This is a genomic window from Bradyrhizobium roseum, assembly GCF_030413175.1.
Taxonomy (GTDB): Bacteria; Pseudomonadota; Alphaproteobacteria; order Rhizobiales; family Xanthobacteraceae; genus Bradyrhizobium; species Bradyrhizobium roseum.
On record NZ_CP129212.1, the window covers coordinates 1,285,845 to 1,303,678 of the forward strand.

Genomic DNA, 17,834 nt, shown 5'->3' on the forward strand with positions numbered 1-17,834 from the left:
ATGTTTCCCGAGATCGTCGAATGGTGTCTCTTCGCTCGACCTATCCTACGACACTATCATCTCAAACCCTCTTCTGTGCCTCACGTTCCCTTCGGGATTTCGAAAACCAGGCACGTCGTCGTCGCATGCGCGAGCAGCCGGCCCTTGGCGTCGGTGATGCGCGCCTCGGCGGTGGCGGCGCGGCGGCCGACGCTGAGCGTCTTGCCCTCGCTGCGGACCGGGCCGGTATCTTGCGTCATGCCCTTGATGAAGGAGATCTTGAATTCCAGCGTGGTGTAGCCGCTGCCGGCCGGCAGCGCGGTGTGAACCGCAAGCCCCATCGCGGAATCCAGCAGGATCGCGGCATAGCCGCCGTGAACCGAGCCGATCGGGTTGTAATGCCGGAAACCCGGCACGCTGTGAAACACCACATGGCCGGTCTCGGCGGTGGAATCGAACGGCTCGACGTTCTGCATGATCGGCGGCGCCGGCAGCTTGCCCTCAAAAATGGCACGGACGAAATCGAGGCCGGACATCGAGGCCATCACATGCGTCGGCGTCACGCCGTATTCGACGGTACGGGCAGAGGGTTTGTCGTCCATGGCAGCGTCCTTTGTTCAATTATGATCATCATATGATGTGATCGAATTGAACACCAGTGCGGCAAATTCCCGTCATGGCCGGGGGCTTGTCCCGGCCTTCCACGTCTTCGCTGTGGCGATACCGTCAAGAACGCGGATGCCCGGGACAAGCCCGGGCATGACGAAGGAGCCAGTCGAAAGGAGCGGCTACGCCCGCTTGTTCGCCCGCATCAGTTCGGCGAACCGCTTGAAGAGGTAGTGCGAGTCGCGCGGGCCCGGCGAAGCTTCGGGGTGGTACTGCACGGAAAATACCGGCTTGCCCTTGAGCTCGATGCCGCAATTGGAGCCGTCGAACAGCGAGATGTGGGTCTGCGTGGCGTTCTCCGGCAGGGTCGCCTGGTCCACCGCAAAGCCGTGGTTCATCGAGGTGATCTCCACCTTGCCGGTGGTCTCGTCCTTGACCGGATGGTTGGCGCCGTGATGGCCCTGGTGCATCTTCATGGTCCTGGCGCCGACGGCGAGGCCGAGCATCTGGTGACCGAGGCAGATGCCGAAGGTCGGCGTCCCCGATGCGATCACCTGCTGGATCACCGGCACGGCGTACTTGCCCGTCGCGGCCGGATCGCCCGGTCCGTTGGAGAGAAACACGCCGTCCGGCTTCATCGCCAGAATGTCTTCGGCCGAGGTCGTTGCCGGCACCACCGTGACCTTGCAGCCTTCACCGGCCAGCAGCCGCAAAATGTTGCGCTTGATGCCGTAGTCGATCGCGACCACGTTGAACTCTGGATCGCTCTGTCGGCCAAAGCCCTTGTCCCAGGCCCATGGCGTCTCGTCCCAGGTGAAGCGCTGGGCTGATGTGACCATCGGCACCAAGTCCATGCCTTCGAGGCCGGGCCATTCGCGCGCCTCTTCCTTCAAACCGTGCAGGTCGAACTCGCCGTTTTTGGCGTGGGCGATCACCGCGTTCGGCATGCCCTTGGTGCGGATCAGCGCGGTCAGCGCGCGGGTATCGATGCCGGAAAGGCCGATGATGCCGCGGGCGCGCAGCCACTGGTCGAGATGCTTTGTGGCGCGGTAGTTCGAGGGGTCGGTAATCGCCGAGCGCAGGATTACGCCGCGCGCACCCGGCGTCGCCGCCATGTTCACCGTCTCGATATCTTCGTCGTTGGTGCCGACATTGCCGATATGCGGGAAGGTGAAGGTAATGAGCTGCCCGGCATAGGAGGGATCGGTGAGGATCTCCTCATAGCCGGTCATCGCGGTGTTGAAGCAGACCTCGCCGACGGCGTGGCCCTCTGCGCCGAGGCCAAAGCCTTCCAGCACGGTACCGTCGGCAAGCACGAGGAGCGCGGTCGGTTTATGGTCCGGCCAGGCTGAGGAATTATCTGATGTGGTCATGAGCGCACTTCATAGTCTCAAGCACCCCCGCGCGTCAAAGCCGGAAGGCCGGAAAAGGGGGAGATTCACATGCGTTTACCGCATGCTTGGCCGCCGGTTCCGGCAAATTCGCCCGAAACTGTGGCCTGCAGCTGCCAATTCCAGCCGTGCTCGTCCGTTCCTGCCGTGCCGGCCGCCGGCCGATACCTCCGCAAGCCGGTGGCGCGGTTTGCCCGTCCCCTGTATAGACGCGCCATACCGAGGGCCCTTTCAGCGACACGATCCCAGTGAGGCGACCATGCTGCGCGACGACATCAACAACGCGGTCAAGGAGGCCATGAAGGCCAAAGAGGAGCGAAAGCTCTCCACGCTGCGCATGGTCAATTCGACCCTCAAGAACGCCGACATCGAGGCGCGCGGGCAGGGCAAGCCGCCGCTTGCCGATGCCGACGTGCTCGGCGTGCTGCAGAAGATGATCAAGCAGCGCCAGGAATCGGTCGAACTCTACGACAAGGGCGGCCGCGCCGAGCTCGCCGCGCAGGAGCGCGAGGAGATCGCGATCATCTCGGCCTATCTGCCGAAGCAGATGTCCGAGGACGAGGTGAAGGCGGCGATATCGGCCGCGATCGCCGAGACCGGCGCCGCCGGGATGAAGGACATGGGCAAGGTGATCGGCGTGCTGCGCGCAAAATTCGCCGGCCAGATGGATTTCGGCAAGGCCAGCGGAATGGTGAAGGCCGCGCTGGCGGGCTGAGCCCACGCCGGGGCTGCAGGCATGCGTTTGCCGGCGCCGGTCCGTCGCGGGGGGCGACTGGACCTGTCGGTTGAAATGGGGAATCGTTTGCGAAAGCTCCGCCCCCCATTCGACAGGCAATTCCATGTCCGCTTCCGCTGCCGAAACCCCTGACGCGACACGTCCTCTGCTGTTTCAGCCATTCAGGATTCGCGACCTGACGCTGAAGAACCGTCTGGTCGTTCCGCCGATGGTGCATTATCGCGCCGGGCCCGGCAGCACCTGCGGCATCTTTCACAATGTGCATCTTGGCCGCTATGCACTCGGCGGATTCGGCATGGTGTTTGTCGAGGCCACCGGGGTCGAGGAAATCGGCCTGATCAACGAGCATGACCTCGGCATCTGGAACGACGCGCAGATCGAGAGCTTCAAGCCGCTGATCGCCTTCATGAAGGGCGAGAACACCGCGATCGGCATTCAGCTCGCGCATGGCGGCCGCAAATCGTCGTCGCAACGGGCGATGGACGGCATGGGGCCGCTCACGCCGGAGCAGATCAAGGCCGGCGCCAAAGTGTGGCAGCCGGTGGGGCCGACCAGCGAGCCGGTTGCGGAGGGATGGCTCACCCCGCGCCAGCTCACCACTGAGGAGTGCCGGGCGATGGTCGGCACCTGGGCAAAGGCCGCCCGCAACGCGGTTGCCGCCGGCTTCGATGCGATCGAGGTTCACACCGCGCACGGCTATCTGCTGGCGTCGTTCCTCTCGCCGGTTTCCAACACGCGCAACGACGAATATGGCGGCGATCTCAAGGGCCGCATGCGCCTGCCGCTCGACATCGTCGAGGCGGTGCGGCGCGAGATGCCGGATGGCATGCCGCTGTTCGTGCGGGTCTCCTCGGTCGACGGCGCCAGGGACGGCTGGAACATGGGCGACACGGTGGCCTTTGCGCGCGAGCTGAAGGCCCGCGGCGTCGACGCGATCGACTGTTCCTCCGGCGGCATTTCCGGCTCGGCGACGGCGGCGCAGGTGCCGCGCGGTCTCGGCTTCCAGGTGCCTTACGCTGAGCGCGTTCGCAAGGAAGTGGACATCCCGACGATGGCGGTCGGCATCATCCTCGAAGCCGAGCAAGCCGAAGCGATTTTGCAGAACAAGCAGGCCGACCTGATCGCGGTCGGGCGGCAATCCCAGTTCAACCCCAACATCGCCCATCACTGGGCCCATGATCTCGGGATCAACCGGAAGTTCGAGGATTGGGCGGCGGAATATGGCTGGTGGCTCGAAAAGCGGATTCGAACCATGGAAGGGTTCGCCACGCCGGTCGGGGCCGTCACGCGACGCGCAGGGGCCAATTCGCCGGCCAAATGAATGGCAGGGATGTGAGGGCTATCGTTTCCGACCAGCTTGCAAGGCGCGATGGAACTGGGAGACCGCGTTCTCGAGTTGGTCGCGATGGATTTCGTCGGCGGGGATCTTCGACGCCTGCGAGCTGAGCTGTGCGACGATGTCGGCAAGCAAGCCGTAGTTGATGTGGATGTGGACGGATTTGCGTACGTCCTCCGAACCTGGACGTTCCAGAACCAGCAATACGCCGGTGGCGTCCACCGAGGCGTCGAAACGAGATGAGCGTTCGAACGTGCCGCTGTAGAACTTGTCGGGATATTCGAGGGCGACTTCTGCCCGGTCGGAGATAGGCTTTGTCATATCGTCAATGTTTCGCCCGATCGCGACCGCGCAGCAGGCGGTCGATTAAACATGGCTGCCGGTGAAAACCCAGGCCACCGACGCCGGAAACTGCGAAGGCCACAGCGCGACGCGGTCCTAAAATAGGGCGCACTCAAAAAATCGAATTTGATTTCGATCAACGATCGGCCACATTGTTGCCGGGACCTCTCCGGGGTCTCCTCCAGGGATACGGGCCGCCAGCATGCTCACCGAAGCCGCCACCTACGACGAGCTCTATCGCAACTTTCGCTGGGATATACCTGCGCGCTTCAACATGGCGACGGCGTGCTGCGATCGTCATGCGGATGGTTCCGGCCGCCTGGCGCTGATCTATGTCGATGAGGACGGCGCGACCACGCGCACTTCGTTCGACGAAGTCGCGGAGCATTCGCGCCGCTTTGCCAATGTGCTGAAGGCCGACGGTCTTGCGCGCGGCGACCGCGTCGCGGTGTTCCTGTCGCAGTCGCTGGAACTGCCGATCGCGCATCTGGCGGCGTTTCGTTCGGCCATGATCTCGATCCCGCTGTTTGCCTTGTTCGGCGAGGACGCGCTGGAATTCCGCTTGTCGAATTCGGAAGCGAAAGCGATCGTCACTGACGAGAGCGGTTGGGAGAAGCTGGCAAAGATCCGCGACCGCCTCCCGGCGCTGCAGAACGTCTACGTGATCGGCGGTCGCGCGCCGGCCGGCACGAAATCGTTTTGGTCTTCGCTGCAGGCGGCGTCGCCGGATTTCGCGACCGTCGACACCTCCTGCGACGATCCCGCCCTGATCATCTACACCTCCGGCACCACCGGAAATCCAAAGGGTGCGCTGCACGCCCATCGCGTGGTGCTCGGCCATCTGCCGAATGTCGAGATGTGCCACGACTTCCTGCCCAGGCCGGGTGATCTGATGTGGACGCCGGCCGACTGGGCCTGGATCGGCGGGCTGATCAACGCCCTGCTGGCGTTCTGGTATCACGGCGTTCCGCTGGTCGGCCACCGGGCGCGCAAGTTCGAGCCGCAGGCGGCGATGCAAATGATGGCGGAGCTTTCGATCCGCAACACCTTCCTGCCGCCGACCGCGCTGAAACTGATGCGGCAGGCCGGCGTGAAGAATCCCGGCCTGAAGCTGCGCAGCATTTTTACCGGCGGTGAATCGCTCGGCGGCGAGTTGCACGGCTGGGTGCGCGAAACCTTCGGCATCGATGCGCATGAAGTGTTCGGACAGACCGAATGCAACCTCGTGATCGGCAGCAATTCGAACCTGTTTCCGATCCGTCCCGGTTCGATGGGAAAGGCGACGCCGGGTTTCGACGTCCGCATCGTCAACGACAGAGGCGAGGAACTGCCGCGCGGTCAGCGCGGCATCATCGGCGTGCGCCAGCCGTGCCCGTGCACGATGATCGAATATTGGAAGAACCCGGACGCGACCGCGAAGAAATACGCCGGCGAGTTTCTGTTGACCGGGGACCTCGGCATGCAGGATGAGGACGGCTATTTCTGGTACGTCAGCCGCGAGGACGACGTCATCACCACGGCCGGCTATCGCGTCGGCCCCTCCGAGATCGAGCACACGCTGATGAAGCATCCGGCGGTGGCGATGTCGGCGGTGGTCGGCATTCCCGATCCGATCCGAACCGAGTCGATCAAGGCCTGGATCGTGCTGCGCCCGGGCTTTGCCGCGAGCGATGCGCTGGCGCGCGAGATCCAGGAGTTCGTGAAAGTGCAACTCGCCGCCCACGAATATCCGCGCTTCGTGCAGTTCACCGATACGCTGCCGATGACCGCGACGGGCAAGGTGCTGCGAAGGGAATTGCGGGCGCTGGGATAGGGCACTCTCTCCGCAGTCGTCCCGGCGAACGCCGGGACCCTTAACCACCGGCGGAAATTATTTGGCTCCGCCGGTCAATCTGTCTTTTCCAACAATGACGGCCGCGGCGTAGGGGTCCCTTACATTCGCAGGGACGACCGCGGGCTGAAATTGACCGAGATCAACACATCCCCCGCACCGCGCTGTCTCAATGCGTCTCAGATCAATGGGAGGGGTGTATGGCATCGGTTTCCGGCAAGGCCGATCCGGTGGTGCGGCGCATTACGGCGGCCGATATCGCGGAGGCGCTGGGCCAGGGGCTGCGGGATTTTCAGGCCGTGCCGCTCTACGGGCTCACGTTCGGCGCGTTTTATGCCGCTGGCGGGATTGCAATCCTGCTCTGCCTGACCGCGTTCCGCATGATCTACCTGGCCTATCCGCTCGCCGCCGGTTTTGCGCTGATCGGCCCGTTCGTCGCGATCGGGCTCTACGAGGTCAGCCGCCGGCGCGAGGCGGGGCTGCCGGTCTCGCTGGGCGTGATCTGGGCCACGGTGCGGACGCGCAGCGAGATCGGCTGGATGGCTTTCGTCACGCTGTTTTTGTTCGTGGTCTGGATGTACCAGGTGCGGCTCCTGATCGCGCTATTGCTCGGGCTCAACGCCTCCTTCGGCAGCCTGCAGGAATTCATCACCGTGGTGTTGACCACCAATGAGGGGCTGCTGTTTCTCGCGATCGGCAACGCGGTCGGCGCGGCGCTGTCGCTGATCCTGTTCTCGCTCACGGTGGTGTCGTTTCCGCTGCTGCTCGACCGCGACGTCGATTTCGTCACCGCAATGATCACGAGCGTCCGCTCCGTGGTGGCAAGTCCGCTGCCGATGATCGGCTGGGCGGCGTTGATCGTGATCCTGCTCGCGGTTTCCGCGATGCCGTACTTCCTGGGCCTCGTGGTGACGCTGCCGGTGCTCGGCCACACCACCTGGCATCTTTATCGCCGGATCATCGCGCCGCTGCCTGGCGAATAGCGGCGAAGGCAAGTCGGGTAGTGGTCAGTCGGCGTTCAGGGCCGCACGCAGCGTCGATGCCAGCTCGTGCCGGCGGTAGGGCTTGTTCAGGACATGCACGGCGCGGCCGGTTCCGTCGGTGGCACTGATGGGATGCTCGTGGTGGCCGGAGGTCAGCAGGATCTTCAGTCCGGGCCGCAGGCGGGCGGCTTCACCGGCAAGGTCGGTACCGAACATGCCGCCGGGCATCACGATATCGGTGAACAAAAGATGGATGCTCTCCGGCCCGCGCAGGATGTCGAGCGCCGCGGGCGCGTTGCGCGCGATGATGACGCGATAGCCGAGCGCCCTCAGCTCGCCCTCGACATAACTGCGCACCATGTCGTCGTCCTCGACCGCGAGAATGGTTTCGCTGCCGGTGGTCGCTTGCCGCCGCAGAACAGTGGGGGCGGCGCCGGCGCGTGGCGGCCGGATGCGGGGAAAGTACAGCCTGACGACGGTGCCCTGTCCGGGCTCGGACCGTATCTGCATCATGCCGCCGGATTGCCGGGCGAATCCGTACACCATGCTGAGGCCCAGTCCGGTGCCCTTGCCGACTTCCTTGGTCGTGAAGAACGGTTCGAACGCCCGCCGTGCGACTTCCGCGGTCATGCCGTTGCCGGTGTCGGTCACGGCGACCATGACGTAATCCCCGGGCCGCGCCTCGCCGCTGACGTCGAGATCGGCGTCGCCGAGCGGCATATTGCGCACATCGACTCCCAGCTTGCCGCCCGACGGCATGGCGTCGCGCGCGTTCAGCACGAGATTGAGCAGCGCGGAGGCCAACTGGCCAGGATCGACGCTGGCCCGCCACAGATCTTGGCCGAGCTGCAATTCGCAGTCGACCTGCTCGCCCAGCGTCCGGCGCAGCAGCGGCTCCATGCCGGCAATCTTCTGGCCGATGTCGATGTCCTGCGGCATCAGGGGCTGCTTGCGCGCGAAGGCGAGCAGGCTTCGCGTGAGGTCCGATCCGCGCTCGGCGGCGGTCGCGATGCTCTCGGCGATGCCGCGCAGTTCCATGTCGGTCGCGAGCTGTTCGGCGAGGTGCTCCGCGTTGCCGAGGATCACGGTCAGCAGGTTGTTGAAGTCATGCGCCACGCCGCCGGTGAGCTGGCCCATCGCTTCCATCTTCTGGGCTTGCGTGAGCTTCTGGTTGAGCTCATCGATCGCGGCGCGCTGTCGCTCGAGCGATTCGGCCGTGCCGTTGAGCAACTTCATCAGCCCGCCCAGTTCGCCACGCGGATAGGGCGGGGCGATGCGCGCCTTCAGGTCGCCGAACCCGAGCGTGGTCGCCATCGCCGCGAGGCGGCCTACCTGGCGGCCGATGCTTATCGTGGCCAAAATCCAGACGCCCGCGAGGAGCAGCAGCAAGGCCACCGCAAGGATCGTCATATCCTCATAGAGGCGGCGGTTGGCCGCGGCGACGAGTCCGTCCTTGGCCCGTCCGACCATGATGTAAAGTCCGGCATCGCGCAGCGCGGGCGTGCGCGCGACGGCCCAGACACGCACCTGGCCATCGCGCCCGGTGACCTCGCGGGAGGGCTCGCGCCCCGCTGATGCCGCAAATCGAAAGAGCCCGGTGTCTGCGATCGAACTGCCGGCCGGCTCGACCCAGCCCGCGCCCTCGGGCGCGACGAGCACTATGCCCTTCCTGTCGACGAGCAGGATTTCGTTTTCGTTGGACAGGCGTCTTTCGTGGCCCTCGGCGAATTTTTTCAGATTGAACGAGGCCAGCAGGATGAACTTCAGTTCGCCGGCTTCCGAACGAACCGGATAGGCGATCTGCAACACGGAGGTCCCCGTCAGCCGGCCGAACACCGGCTCGAGCGTGACGGTGCCGTGAGCCGCCAGCGCCTGCCTGAAATAGGTCCGGTCGCGCAGATCGAGCGTGCGATCGGTGCGCAGCGAGTCGCAGAACAGGCTACCTTCGGGGGTGATGGTCAATATGCCGGTGAAGCGGGTGTATTCCTCGCGAACGGCCGACAGGAAGTCCGAACACGCCGCCTTGTCCCGCGTATCGAGGTCGCGGGCGCGGGCAAGACCGTAGTGAAGCTGCGCCGTGCCCTGGATTTTCTCGTCGAGATCGTTGGAGATATCGTTGGCGGAGGCCGACAGGCCGGCGACCGCCTCGTCGATCTCGCTGGTGCGGTTCTGCGCAAATCTGAGCCCGACCAAAATCGCCGGCACCAGCATCGCGGCAATAACCAGGATCAGTAGCCGCGTGCGCAGGCTCATCGGTGCGTCGTTCCGCGCTCGAAGTGGCGACTTCGTTATCAGCGGCGTCTGCAATCTGCCGGCGAAGCCGAATTTGTATCCTCGTGCTGGAATATCTCCTGAGCAGGCGTAAGTCCACTCGCGAGGAAAGGCGCTACGGCGTACCGATGCCCATTTCCTTCAGCGCGGCCAGCATTCGCTCCGGCGGCGCCATCTTGATCGTCAGCGCCTGGCCGGTTTCCAGGAGGCTCTTCAGGCTCGACAGGATCGCGGGCCAGCCGCTGCGCCCGCCGGACAGGATGTCGTCGCTGATCTCGCGGTCGTGCGATTGCAGCATCGTCAGCCTCACCGTTTCGCCGGCGGGCTCGATCTCGTAGGTGACGAGCGTCGGCCCGAGTTTCTCCACCAGCGCCGGCCAGTTCAGGTTCCAGGTCACGGTGAGGCGCTTCGGCGGATCGCATTCGATGACTTCGCCGCCGATATGCACCGAGCCGTCAGGCGCGCGGACGCTGAAGGCGCCGCCGACTTTCAGGTCGGCCTCGACGGCAAGACCGGAAAAATAGTGCCGGCTGAACTCGGCGCTCGTCAGCGCCTGCCACACCTTCTCGGGCGGCGCGGCGATGTAGATGGTATAGACGATGGCAGGCTTGAAATCGCCGGGGTTGATCGTCCTACTCATCACGCTTCTCCAATTTCCGTTTCAACTCGCTGAGCGCGACGAGTTTGCCGCGCTCGAATTTCCTGATCCAGCGTTCGCCGATCTGATGGATCGGCACCGGGTTGATGTAGTGCAGCTTCTCGCGGCCATGCCTGAGCGTGGTGACGAGACTCGCCGCTTCGAGAATTCCAAGGTGCTTTGTCACCGCCTGCCGCGTCATGGCGAGACCGTCGCAGAGTTCATTCAGCGTCTGTCCGTTCCTCACGTGAAGCCTGTCCAGCAGCGAGCGCCGCGACGCATCGGCAAGCGCTTTAAAGACCTCATCCATGGCCTTGAATAATAGGCAACCAAAAAGTTGCGTGTCAATTGGCGTTTTCCGTGCCGCCATGCATAGTGCGGCAATCCTCCTTCAAGCCGGGTTCGCTCCTCATGTCGCTTCAAGCCTATTTCGCCTTTGTTGCCGCCTGCATCGCGCTGGCGCTGTTGCCGGGTCCGGTGGTGACGCTGCTGATTGCCAACGGCCTGCGGCACGGCACCCGCGCGGCGCTGATCAACTGCGCCGGCGCGCAGACCGGGCTTGCCATCGTGATCGGCATCGTCGCGATCGGCCTGACCTCGCTGATGGCGACCATGGGTTACTGGTTCGACTGGGTGCGCTTTGCCGGCGCGGCCTACCTGATCTGGCTCGGCATCAAGCTGGTCCGCGCGCCGGTCGAAGACCTCGATGCCGACGCGTCGCCACCGCCGCCGCGCGGCGGTTTCTTCCTGCAGGGCTTTCTGGTCCTGCTCTCGAACCCCAAGGTGCTGGTGTTCTTCGGCGCGTTCATTCCGCAGTTCATGGACATGGACAAGCCGCATTTGCCCCAGGTCGCGCTGCTCGGCGTGACCTTCATGGTGATCGCCGCCTCGACCGATGCGGTCTATGCGCTGCTCGCCGGCCGTGCGCGGCTGTTCTTTTCGAAGGAGCGGACGCGGCTGCTGTCGCGCATCTCCGGCGGCTTCATGATCGGCGGCGGCATCTGGCTGGCGCTGACACGGGCGAGGTGACCTCGCGGCCGTTGAACCGGCACGGGCGGCGGCGCGTCTAATTCAGCGCCGTCTGGGGGAAGCTTCATGCCCGATCTGCCGTGGTTCGCCTACGCGATACTGCTTGCCCCGCTCGGGCTGCTGCTCGGCATCGCCTGCTACAAGTCGCTGCAGGTGCGCGCTGCGCGCGAATGGCCCTCGACCGCGGGCAAGGTGGTGGTGTCCAAGACCGAGGTTCGCAAGGTCAAGGTGATCGACAGCGACCGGGCAGAGGGGCATCGCTTCGAGGAACGCAACTTCGCCGATATCGTCTACGAATATTCCGTCGCAGGCCGCAAGCTGCGCAACAACAGAGTCAGCATCGGCGAGGACCGTGGAAATTTCCAGGTCGCTGAAACCATCGCGAAATATCCGGTCGGCGCCGCTGTCACCGTCTATTACAACCCGCTGCATCCCGACCAGGCGGTGCTGGAGCGTGATCTGCCGAAGGGCATGTGGGGCTGCCTCGGCATCGGTACGGCGATCGTGCTGTCGATCGTGTTCGGCTCGGCGATCGGGTTGCATCAGCTGACGGAGATCGCCGCGACGCATCTCGTGAACCCAAAAGTGTCGCCGTTTGTCGTCGCCATGGGCGCGTTCGGACTTCTGATTGCTCTGTTCGGGCTGGCGCTACAACGCCGGGCTTCGTTGGCAAGGAAATGGCCGGTGGTGCCTGGCACCATCAGATCATCGGGCCTCGAACAATTCATGTCCGCGCCGTCGGAATCTTCCGGACGCAGCCAGCTCACGTTTCAGTCCAAGGTTTCTTTCGCGTATCGCTTCAAAGACATCGAGTATGTCAGCGAGCACGCCAGCCTCAGCGGCACCGTCTCGTCGACGTCGAGGGCTCTGATGCAGCGCTTTGCCCGAAAATATCCCACCGGCGCCAAAGTCCAGGTGTACGTCAATCCGCTTGATCCGTCGGACGCCGTGCTGGAGCCTCGCGTCAGCCACATCTGGATCATCTGGGCGTCCGTCGCGTTTATCTGGGGCGTCGCGTATTACGCCGCGGTGCACGGCTAGGCGGGCAGCAACTGCTGGGCGCGAAGCATGGTTTCGATCTCGCCCAAAATCCGCGCCAGCCGATCCGCCCACGCCTGCTCGCCCGCCCGGTCCGAGATCAAATCCTGGCGAATCTCGATTCCCGTGTTCATCAGCCCGCGCGCTTCGCCATGCACGGGGATCGTGTAATCGGTCTCGTCGCTGACCGCATAGGGCTCGTTGTCGCCGACCACGAGGTCGCCCTCGGCGCGCAGCAGCTTCAGCAGCAGCGGCGGCAGATGGGTGTCGCGATGATAGAGCGTGCCGATATGCCAGGGCCGCGCGATGCCGGCATAGATGGGGGTAAAGCTGTGTAGCGACACCAGCACCGTCGGCAGGCCCGCGCTGCCGCGCTGGTCGATGATCTCGTCGATGCGGCGGTGGTAGGGATCGAAGATCTGTGCGCGCCGCGTCGCCGCGGCCTCGCGCGAAATGCCTTCGTTGCCTGAAATCGTCGTCGCCTCGCTGATGCGCGGGATGGAGCTGGCGACATTCGGCGGGCGGTTGCAGTCGATCACAAGCCGTGAGTACCGCTGCGCGATCAGATGGGCGTCGAGATGTTTCGAGAGCGCCTCCGCGACGCCGGCAATGCCGATGTCCCAGGCGATGTGCCGCACCAGTTCGCTCTCGGGGAGGCCGAGGTCGCCGAGGACCTGCGGGATCAGCCGGCCGTAATGGTCGCAGGTCAGCAGGAAGGGCGAGCGTCCCTCGGCATTGAATTCGCGGGCCGGAGGAACCTCCTCGGGCTTGAGGAGTAGTGATGTGTCGGCGGCGGCGGCCAAAGCATTTTCCTTGAACTGGTGCCTATCGAAGCGGCATTCCGATCTACAAATAAGCAGGGTACCTAGCAGGGTTCGACCTAGATTGAACGTACCAGAATCGATGATTGTTTGACGATGCCGCTCCTGACCATCAACCACAAGACCGTTTATCGCTACGACCGCCCGGTGGCGTTTGGTGAGCACCGGATCATGCTGCGCCCGCGCGACGGCCATGATCTGCGGGTGCTGTCCAGCAGGCTCGATATCGCGCCGCAGCCGATGCGCCTGCGCTGGATCCACGACGTGTTCGGCAACAGCGTGGCGATTGCGACCTTTGACGAGCGCGCCAACGCCCTGTCGTTCACCTCGACGGTGACGGTGGAACACAATCCGGAGAATGAGTTCGCGCTCACGCCGGATGATCCGGCCTACTTCTATCCGTTCCTATACGACGATGAAGAGTTTCCCGACCTGCAGCAGTTCGTGTTGCCGCAATATGGCGACCCCAATGGCGAGCTGTCGGCCTGGGCACGAAATTTCCTCGACGTCGAGGGGCCGACGCCGACCTTCAACATCCTGAGCGGCATGACGCATGGCATCCGCGAATCCTTCACCTATCGCAAGCGCCACGAGCAGGGCACCCAGCATCCGCTCGATACGCTGCAGACCGGCTCGGGCACCTGTCGCGACTATGCGCTGTTCATGATCGAGGCGCTGCGCCGGCTCGGCATCGCCGCGCGTTTCGTCTCGGGATACGTCTTCATTCCCGGCGACCGGGCCCATGGCTATGTCGGCGGCGGCTCGACCCATGCGTGGGTGCAGGTCTATCTTCCGAGCGCGGGCTGGATCGAGTTCGATCCGACCAACGGCATCGTCGGCAGCCGCGACCTGATCCGCGTGGCGGTGGCGCGCGATCCGCGCCAGGCCATCCCGCTGCACGGCACCTATCTCGGTTCACCCGACGCTTTCGCCGGCATGGAGGTGAACATCAACGTCGTCTCGACCGGCGAACCGCAACCCGAAGCGCCGCAGGCGGAGAAGGTCTGAACATGGAAATCAGAGTCGGCTTCGAAATTTCATATGCGGCGGTGCAGCCGACGCCGATGGTGATCATGCTGTCGATCCATCCGTCGCGCTTTTCGGACATTGTGGGGACCGAACGGATCGTGGCTGAACCAAACGTGCCGATCGGTTTCTACCGCGACAGTTTCGGCAATGTTTGCGGCCGTCTCGTCGCGCCGGCCGGCGGCGTGACGCTGCGCGGCGACGCGCTGGTACGCGATTCCGGGCTGCCCGACGTCGTGATGCCCACCGCGCAGCAATTGCCGATCGATCAGTTGCCCGACGAGGTCCTGCAATACTTGATGCCGAGCCGCTATTGCGAGACCGACAAGCTGACCGATATCGCCTGGTCGCTGTTCGGCGGCACCCCGCCGGGATGGGCGCGGGTGCAGGCGATCGTCGACTTCGTGCACAACCACGTCACCTTCGGCTACCAGCACGCCCATCACATGAAGTCGGCGCACGACGTCTACGAACAGCGCGCCGGCGTCTGCCGCGACTTTGCGCACCTGGCGCTGACCTTCTGCCGCTGCATGAACATCCCGGCGCGCTATTGCACCGGCTATCTCGGCGACATCGGCGTGCCCCGCGATCCCGCGCCGATGGATTTTTCCGGCTGGTTCCAGGTCTACCTGTCCGGCCAGTGGTACACGTTCGACGCGCGCCACAACGTCCCCCGGGCCGGCCGCATCCTGATGGGCACCGGCCGCGACGCCGCCGATGTGGCGCTGACCACGAGCTTCGGGCGGATGGATCTGGTGAAGTTTCTGGTGATCAGCGATGAGGTCGTGCCGGCCTAGGTGGCTGTGCACTACATCATTGCGAGGAGCGGAGCGACGACTTGTTCGCCGTAGCTCGAAGAGCGAAGGTGGAAGCAACCCATGCCTCCGCCTGCCGCGCCAAGGATTGCGTCGCTGGGCTCGCAATGACATAGAACATCCATGATTTCAGACCGTCTCTTCGTCTACGGCACGCTGATGCGTGGCTTCGACCATCCGATGGCGCAACTGCTGTCGCGCAGTGCGGATTTTTTGGGTGCCGCCACCTGCCGCGGCCGGCTCTACCTCATCAAGCACTACCCGGGGCTCGTGCTCTCGGACGATCCCGCCGACCTCGTGTTCGGCGAACTGTACCGCCTGCGTGACCGCGACGCGCTGCTCGGCGAGTTCGACATGTATGAAGCCTGCGGCGAAGGTTTCCCGGAGCCGACCGAATACATCCGCCGCATGCTGCCGCTGACGCATGAAGACGGCACGGCCGGCGAGGCCTGGACCTATGTCTACAACTGGCCGGTCACCAGCCTGCCGCAGATCGCCTCGGGGAAGTTTCTGGAGATGTAGACCTGCTGCCGATGTTGCGGTGATGCCGCAAAAAATTAGCCTTGCGCCGCCGTGCGCCGCGACTGCCACTCGAACAGATTCTGAATGATGCCGAGCGCAATTTCGCGCTCGCCCATGATGATCAGGTCCGCGCCCAGCGACTTCAGATGCTCGACTTCGGCGTCCGAATGCGCGCGGGCGATGATCTGGATTTTTGGATTGGCGGCACGGGCCTGTTGCACGATCTGCCCGGCTTCGAACGCTTCCGGTATCGCCACCAGCAGATACTGCGCGCCCGCGAGATTGGCGGCTTTCAGCACGTCGGAACGCGCGGCGTTTCCGGTGATGGTCTCGAGATTTCTCTCGCGAAGCTGCGCCGTGACCGCGTCTGTATCCTCGATGATGAGAAACGGCTGATCGCTCTTCTTCAAGGCATCGGCGACAATGCTGCCGACGCGTCCATGGCCAACCAGGATCGTATGGCCTGTCAGACTTGTCGCTTCAAGCGAAGCGGACGATGGCGCGGGCGAGACAACCTTTCCCGCCTGCATGCTGTCCACCTCGTCGCGGCCGGTCGAAGGCTCGAGGCGTCGGGACAGCCGATCGGCCGCCGCAAAGATCAGCGGATTGAGCAGGATCGAGAGGATGGCGCCCGCCAGGATGAGGTCGCGTCCCGCCGTCGGCAGAAGGTTCAGGTTCACCCCGAGCTCGGCAAGTATAAACGAAAATTCGCCGATCTGCGCGAGACTGGCCGAGATCGTCAGCGCCGTGCCCGGTGGATGACGAAACGCCAGCACAATCAGGTACGCCGCCACCGACTTGCCGATGATGATGATGAACAGCGTGGCGAGCAACGGCCACGGCTCGCGCAGCACGCTGGCCGGATCGAACAGCATGCCGACCGAGACGAAGAACAGCACGGCAAAGGCATCGCGCAACGGCAAGGTTTCCTGCGCCGCCCGCTGACTGAGCGCGCTTTCGCTGAGGATCATGCCCGCAAAGAATGCGCCGAGCGCCAGCGAAACGCCGAACAGCTTTGCCGATCCGAACGCCACCGTCAGCGCGATGGCCAGCACGGCGAGGCGGAACAACTCCCGCGATCCGGTGTGGGCGATGTAGTGCAATATCCAGGGAATGACACGCCGCCCCACGACCAGCATGGTGCCGACAAAGACGGCGACCTTGGCGATGGTGAGCAGCAGCACGCCGCCGACGCCGAGACCAAGCCATGACGCGAGCGGGTCGGCGGCAACCGCATTGCCGTTTGCGCCGAGCATGCCGGCCAGCGCCGGCAGCAGCACCAGCGTCAGCACCATCGCGAGGTCTTCGACGATCAGCCAGCCGACCGCGATGCGACCCCGCTCGGTTTCCATCAGCCGGCGCTCCTGCATGGCGCGGAGCAGCACCACGGTGCTGGCGACCGACAGCGCAAGCCCGAAGACGAGACCGGCGCCGACCGACCATCCCATCAACAGCGCGAGGCCGAGTCCCAGCAGGCTGGCGACGATGATCTGGACGACGGCCCCCGGCAGCGCAATCGCGCGCACCGACAGCAGGTCATTCAACGAGAAGTGCAGTCCGACGCCGAACATCAGCAGGATGACGCCGATCTCGGCCAGTTCGGTCGCCAGCGGCTGATCGGCAACAAAGCCCGGCGTAAAGGGTCCGACCGCCACGCCCGCCAGGAGATAGCCGACCAGCGGCGGGATCCGAAAGCGCTGGGCGAGTGCTCCGAACACGAAGGCCAGTCCCAGGCCGGCGACGATGGTGGCGATGAGAGGCGTGTCGTGCGGCATTCCTGATTCCGTGTGGTTTCCATTCCACACAGTCTGCCATGGCGATGCCTGCACACCCTGCGACCAAGTGAGGCGCTTTCGTCAGGCCGCATCCAGCCTTTCGCGCTCGACGCGGATATCCATCTCGCGGTCGACGTAGTTCCATTCCTCCGTCGCGCGCAGCATGCCGACCAGTTCCTCGAACGCCTCCGCCTGTGCGGGCTCGTATTCGAACCAGGTCAGGAAGTCGAAGGGTTCGCCGAGGTCGCGGCTGTGATAGAGCTGCCGCGCAATCGCGGGCAAATATTTCATGCTGGCGGCGATGTGCTGCGACTTGTCCTCAAAAATCTGCCGACGCTCTTCCTGCGTCAGCTCCCACCAGGCCGCCGATTTCTTGATCGGGATCAGCGCGGCGCAGGTCGCCTCGGGGCGGCCAAGCTTGGCCTGCACGGCAACGAGCTGGTCCTTCTCAGGGCGCTCGGTATAGCGGACATGGCTGGCGACGCCGGCCAGCCGCCAGGAAGTCAGCGCGGGCATGATTGGCAGCGCGATCGAGGACGAGGAAACTGTCGACAGCGCCGGCGTCCGCACCAGCGTCGCGCCCTTGACCGGCACAAACCTCGTCACCCGCCAGGCCCCGCTCTGGCCGCCCCTGAAAATCGTAAACATGGCGGGGATGGAAGCGCGGAACCGGACGGGATTCAAGTCCTACTGCCG

General features: G+C 64.3%; 18 protein-coding genes. 9 read left to right on the forward strand and 9 right to left on the reverse strand.

Annotation, left to right across the window (positions count from 1 at the left end; genetic code table 11):
- Positions 1-80 precede the first annotated feature (80 nt).
- Together QUH67_RS06055 and carA are read right to left on the reverse strand one after the other, a co-directional pair.
- Entirely contained in the window at positions 81-581 is a 501-nt protein-coding gene (locus QUH67_RS06055; protein ID WP_300945769.1) for a PaaI family thioesterase, read from the reverse strand.
- Positions 582-767: 186 nt separating this feature from the next.
- Entirely contained in the window at positions 768-1,958 is a 1,191-nt protein-coding gene (carA, locus tag QUH67_RS06060; RefSeq protein WP_300945770.1) for a glutamine-hydrolyzing carbamoyl-phosphate synthase small subunit, read from the reverse strand.
- A gap of 277 nt (positions 1,959-2,235) precedes the next feature.
- On the opposite strand from carA, the gene QUH67_RS06065 reads away from it, so the two are divergent.
- Both QUH67_RS06065 and QUH67_RS06070 read left to right on the forward strand, forming a co-directional pair.
- Positions 2,236-2,691: a GatB/YqeY domain-containing protein gene (locus QUH67_RS06065; RefSeq protein ID WP_300945771.1), complete on the forward strand. Its 456-nt coding sequence runs from the start codon at positions 2,236-2,238 to the stop codon at positions 2,689-2,691.
- A 124-nt stretch (positions 2,692-2,815) separates the two neighbouring features.
- Positions 2,816-4,033, forward strand: a complete 1,218-nt coding sequence (locus QUH67_RS06070; protein ID WP_300945772.1) for an NADH:flavin oxidoreductase/NADH oxidase — start codon at positions 2,816-2,818, stop codon at positions 4,031-4,033.
- A gap of 18 nt (positions 4,034-4,051) precedes the next feature.
- Here the strand turns inward: QUH67_RS06070 and QUH67_RS06075 are convergent, their stop codons facing one another.
- Positions 4,052-4,369 (reverse strand): hypothetical protein, encoded by a 318-nt coding sequence (locus QUH67_RS06075; protein ID WP_300945773.1) that lies wholly within the window; start codon positions 4,367-4,369, stop codon positions 4,052-4,054.
- 223 nt (positions 4,370-4,592) lie between these two features.
- Between QUH67_RS06075 and QUH67_RS06080 the strand changes: the two genes are divergently transcribed.
- Both QUH67_RS06080 and QUH67_RS06085 read left to right on the forward strand, forming a co-directional pair.
- Complete coding sequence (locus tag QUH67_RS06080) at positions 4,593-6,203, forward strand: acyl-CoA synthetase (protein ID WP_300945774.1); 1,611 nt, start codon at positions 4,593-4,595, stop codon at positions 6,201-6,203.
- Between the two features lie 218 nt (positions 6,204-6,421).
- Entirely contained in the window at positions 6,422-7,204 is a 783-nt protein-coding gene (locus QUH67_RS06085; RefSeq protein ID WP_300945775.1) for a DUF2189 domain-containing protein, read from the forward strand.
- 24 nt (positions 7,205-7,228) lie between these two features.
- On the opposite strand, the gene QUH67_RS06090 is transcribed toward QUH67_RS06085, so the two are convergent.
- The 3 genes from QUH67_RS06090 to QUH67_RS06100 all read right to left on the reverse strand — a co-directional run bounded on the left by QUH67_RS06090 (position 7,229) and on the right by QUH67_RS06100 (position 10,422).
- A complete protein-coding gene (locus tag QUH67_RS06090; RefSeq protein ID WP_300945776.1) occupies positions 7,229-9,457 on the reverse strand; it encodes an ATP-binding protein in 2,229 nt (742 codons plus the stop codon).
- 133 nt (positions 9,458-9,590) lie between these two features.
- A complete protein-coding gene (locus QUH67_RS06095; protein WP_300945777.1) occupies positions 9,591-10,115 on the reverse strand; it encodes an SRPBCC family protein in 525 nt (174 codons plus the stop codon).
- A complete protein-coding gene (locus tag QUH67_RS06100; protein WP_300947955.1) occupies positions 10,108-10,422 on the reverse strand; it encodes an ArsR/SmtB family transcription factor in 315 nt (104 codons plus the stop codon). The genes QUH67_RS06095 and QUH67_RS06100 overlap by 8 nt, the downstream gene beginning before the upstream one ends.
- A gap of 101 nt (positions 10,423-10,523) precedes the next feature.
- On the opposite strand from QUH67_RS06100, the gene QUH67_RS06105 reads away from it, so the two are divergent.
- Both QUH67_RS06105 and QUH67_RS06110 read left to right on the forward strand, forming a co-directional pair.
- Complete coding sequence (locus tag QUH67_RS06105; RefSeq protein WP_300945778.1) at positions 10,524-11,141, forward strand: LysE family translocator; 618 nt, start codon at positions 10,524-10,526, stop codon at positions 11,139-11,141.
- A gap of 66 nt (positions 11,142-11,207) precedes the next feature.
- Positions 11,208-12,182 (forward strand): DUF3592 domain-containing protein, encoded by a 975-nt coding sequence (locus QUH67_RS06110; RefSeq protein WP_300945779.1) that lies wholly within the window; start codon positions 11,208-11,210, stop codon positions 12,180-12,182.
- Here QUH67_RS06110 and QUH67_RS06115 read toward each other — a convergent pair.
- A complete protein-coding gene (locus tag QUH67_RS06115) occupies positions 12,179-12,982 on the reverse strand; it encodes an N-formylglutamate amidohydrolase (RefSeq protein ID WP_300945780.1) in 804 nt (267 codons plus the stop codon). The genes QUH67_RS06110 and QUH67_RS06115 overlap by 4 nt on opposite strands.
- A gap of 114 nt (positions 12,983-13,096) precedes the next feature.
- On the opposite strand from QUH67_RS06115, the gene QUH67_RS06120 reads away from it, so the two are divergent.
- The 3 genes from QUH67_RS06120 (at position 13,097) to QUH67_RS06130 (ending at position 15,363) form a co-directional block, all read left to right on the forward strand.
- Positions 13,097-14,008 carry a transglutaminase family protein gene (locus tag QUH67_RS06120; protein WP_300945781.1) on the forward strand — a complete coding sequence of 304 codons (912 nt, stop codon included), beginning with the start codon at positions 13,097-13,099 and terminating at the stop codon, positions 14,006-14,008.
- Positions 14,009-14,010: 2 nt separating this feature from the next.
- Entirely contained in the window at positions 14,011-14,823 is an 813-nt protein-coding gene (locus QUH67_RS06125; RefSeq protein ID WP_300945782.1) for a transglutaminase-like domain-containing protein, read from the forward strand.
- A gap of 141 nt (positions 14,824-14,964) precedes the next feature.
- Positions 14,965-15,363, forward strand: a complete 399-nt coding sequence (locus QUH67_RS06130; protein ID WP_300945783.1) for a gamma-glutamylcyclotransferase family protein — start codon at positions 14,965-14,967, stop codon at positions 15,361-15,363.
- Between the two features lie 35 nt (positions 15,364-15,398).
- On the opposite strand, the gene ybaL is transcribed toward QUH67_RS06130, so the two are convergent.
- Positions 15,399-17,138: a YbaL family putative K(+) efflux transporter gene (gene ybaL, locus QUH67_RS06135; protein ID WP_300945784.1), complete on the reverse strand. Its 1,740-nt coding sequence runs from the start codon at positions 17,136-17,138 to the stop codon at positions 15,399-15,401.
- A gap of 81 nt (positions 17,139-17,219) precedes the next feature.
- A complete protein-coding gene (locus QUH67_RS06140) occupies positions 17,220-17,786 on the reverse strand; it encodes a chlorite dismutase family protein (RefSeq protein ID WP_300945785.1) in 567 nt (188 codons plus the stop codon).
- Positions 17,787-17,834 lie beyond the last annotated feature (48 nt).

Bases quoted from the DNA above. Each gene is read 5' to 3' on its own strand.
- QUH67_RS06075 (WP_300945773.1), bottom strand. From the start codon at position 4,369: ATGACAAAGCCTATCTCCGACCGGGCAGAAGTCGCCCTCGAATATCCC.
- QUH67_RS06100 (WP_300947955.1), bottom strand. From the start codon at position 10,422: ATGGATGAGGTCTTTAAAGCGCTTGCCGATGCGTCGCGGCGCTCGCTG.
- QUH67_RS06105 (WP_300945778.1), top strand. From the start codon at position 10,524: ATGTCGCTTCAAGCCTATTTCGCCTTTGTTGCCGCCTGCATCGCGCTG.
- QUH67_RS06090 (WP_300945776.1), bottom strand. From the start codon at position 9,457: ATGAGCCTGCGCACGCGGCTACTGATCCTGGTTATTGCCGCGATGCTG.
- QUH67_RS06095 (WP_300945777.1), bottom strand. From the start codon at position 10,115: ATGAGTAGGACGATCAACCCCGGCGATTTCAAGCCTGCCATCGTCTAT.
- QUH67_RS06130 (WP_300945783.1), top strand. From the start codon at position 14,965: ATGATTTCAGACCGTCTCTTCGTCTACGGCACGCTGATGCGTGGCTTC.
- QUH67_RS06070 (WP_300945772.1), top strand. From the start codon at position 2,816: ATGTCCGCTTCCGCTGCCGAAACCCCTGACGCGACACGTCCTCTGCTG.
- carA (WP_300945770.1), bottom strand. From the start codon at position 1,958: ATGACCACATCAGATAATTCCTCAGCCTGGCCGGACCATAAACCGACC.
- ybaL (WP_300945784.1), bottom strand. From the start codon at position 17,138: ATGCCGCACGACACGCCTCTCATCGCCACCATCGTCGCCGGCCTGGGA.
- QUH67_RS06140 (WP_300945785.1), bottom strand. From the start codon at position 17,786: ATGTTTACGATTTTCAGGGGCGGCCAGAGCGGGGCCTGGCGGGTGACG.
- QUH67_RS06120 (WP_300945781.1), top strand. From the start codon at position 13,097: ATGCCGCTCCTGACCATCAACCACAAGACCGTTTATCGCTACGACCGC.
- QUH67_RS06125 (WP_300945782.1), top strand. From the start codon at position 14,011: ATGGAAATCAGAGTCGGCTTCGAAATTTCATATGCGGCGGTGCAGCCG.
- QUH67_RS06110 (WP_300945779.1), top strand. From the start codon at position 11,208: ATGCCCGATCTGCCGTGGTTCGCCTACGCGATACTGCTTGCCCCGCTC.
- QUH67_RS06055 (WP_300945769.1), bottom strand. From the start codon at position 581: ATGGACGACAAACCCTCTGCCCGTACCGTCGAATACGGCGTGACGCCG.
- QUH67_RS06085 (WP_300945775.1), top strand. From the start codon at position 6,422: ATGGCATCGGTTTCCGGCAAGGCCGATCCGGTGGTGCGGCGCATTACG.
- QUH67_RS06065 (WP_300945771.1), top strand. From the start codon at position 2,236: ATGCTGCGCGACGACATCAACAACGCGGTCAAGGAGGCCATGAAGGCC.
- QUH67_RS06080 (WP_300945774.1), top strand. From the start codon at position 4,593: ATGCTCACCGAAGCCGCCACCTACGACGAGCTCTATCGCAACTTTCGC.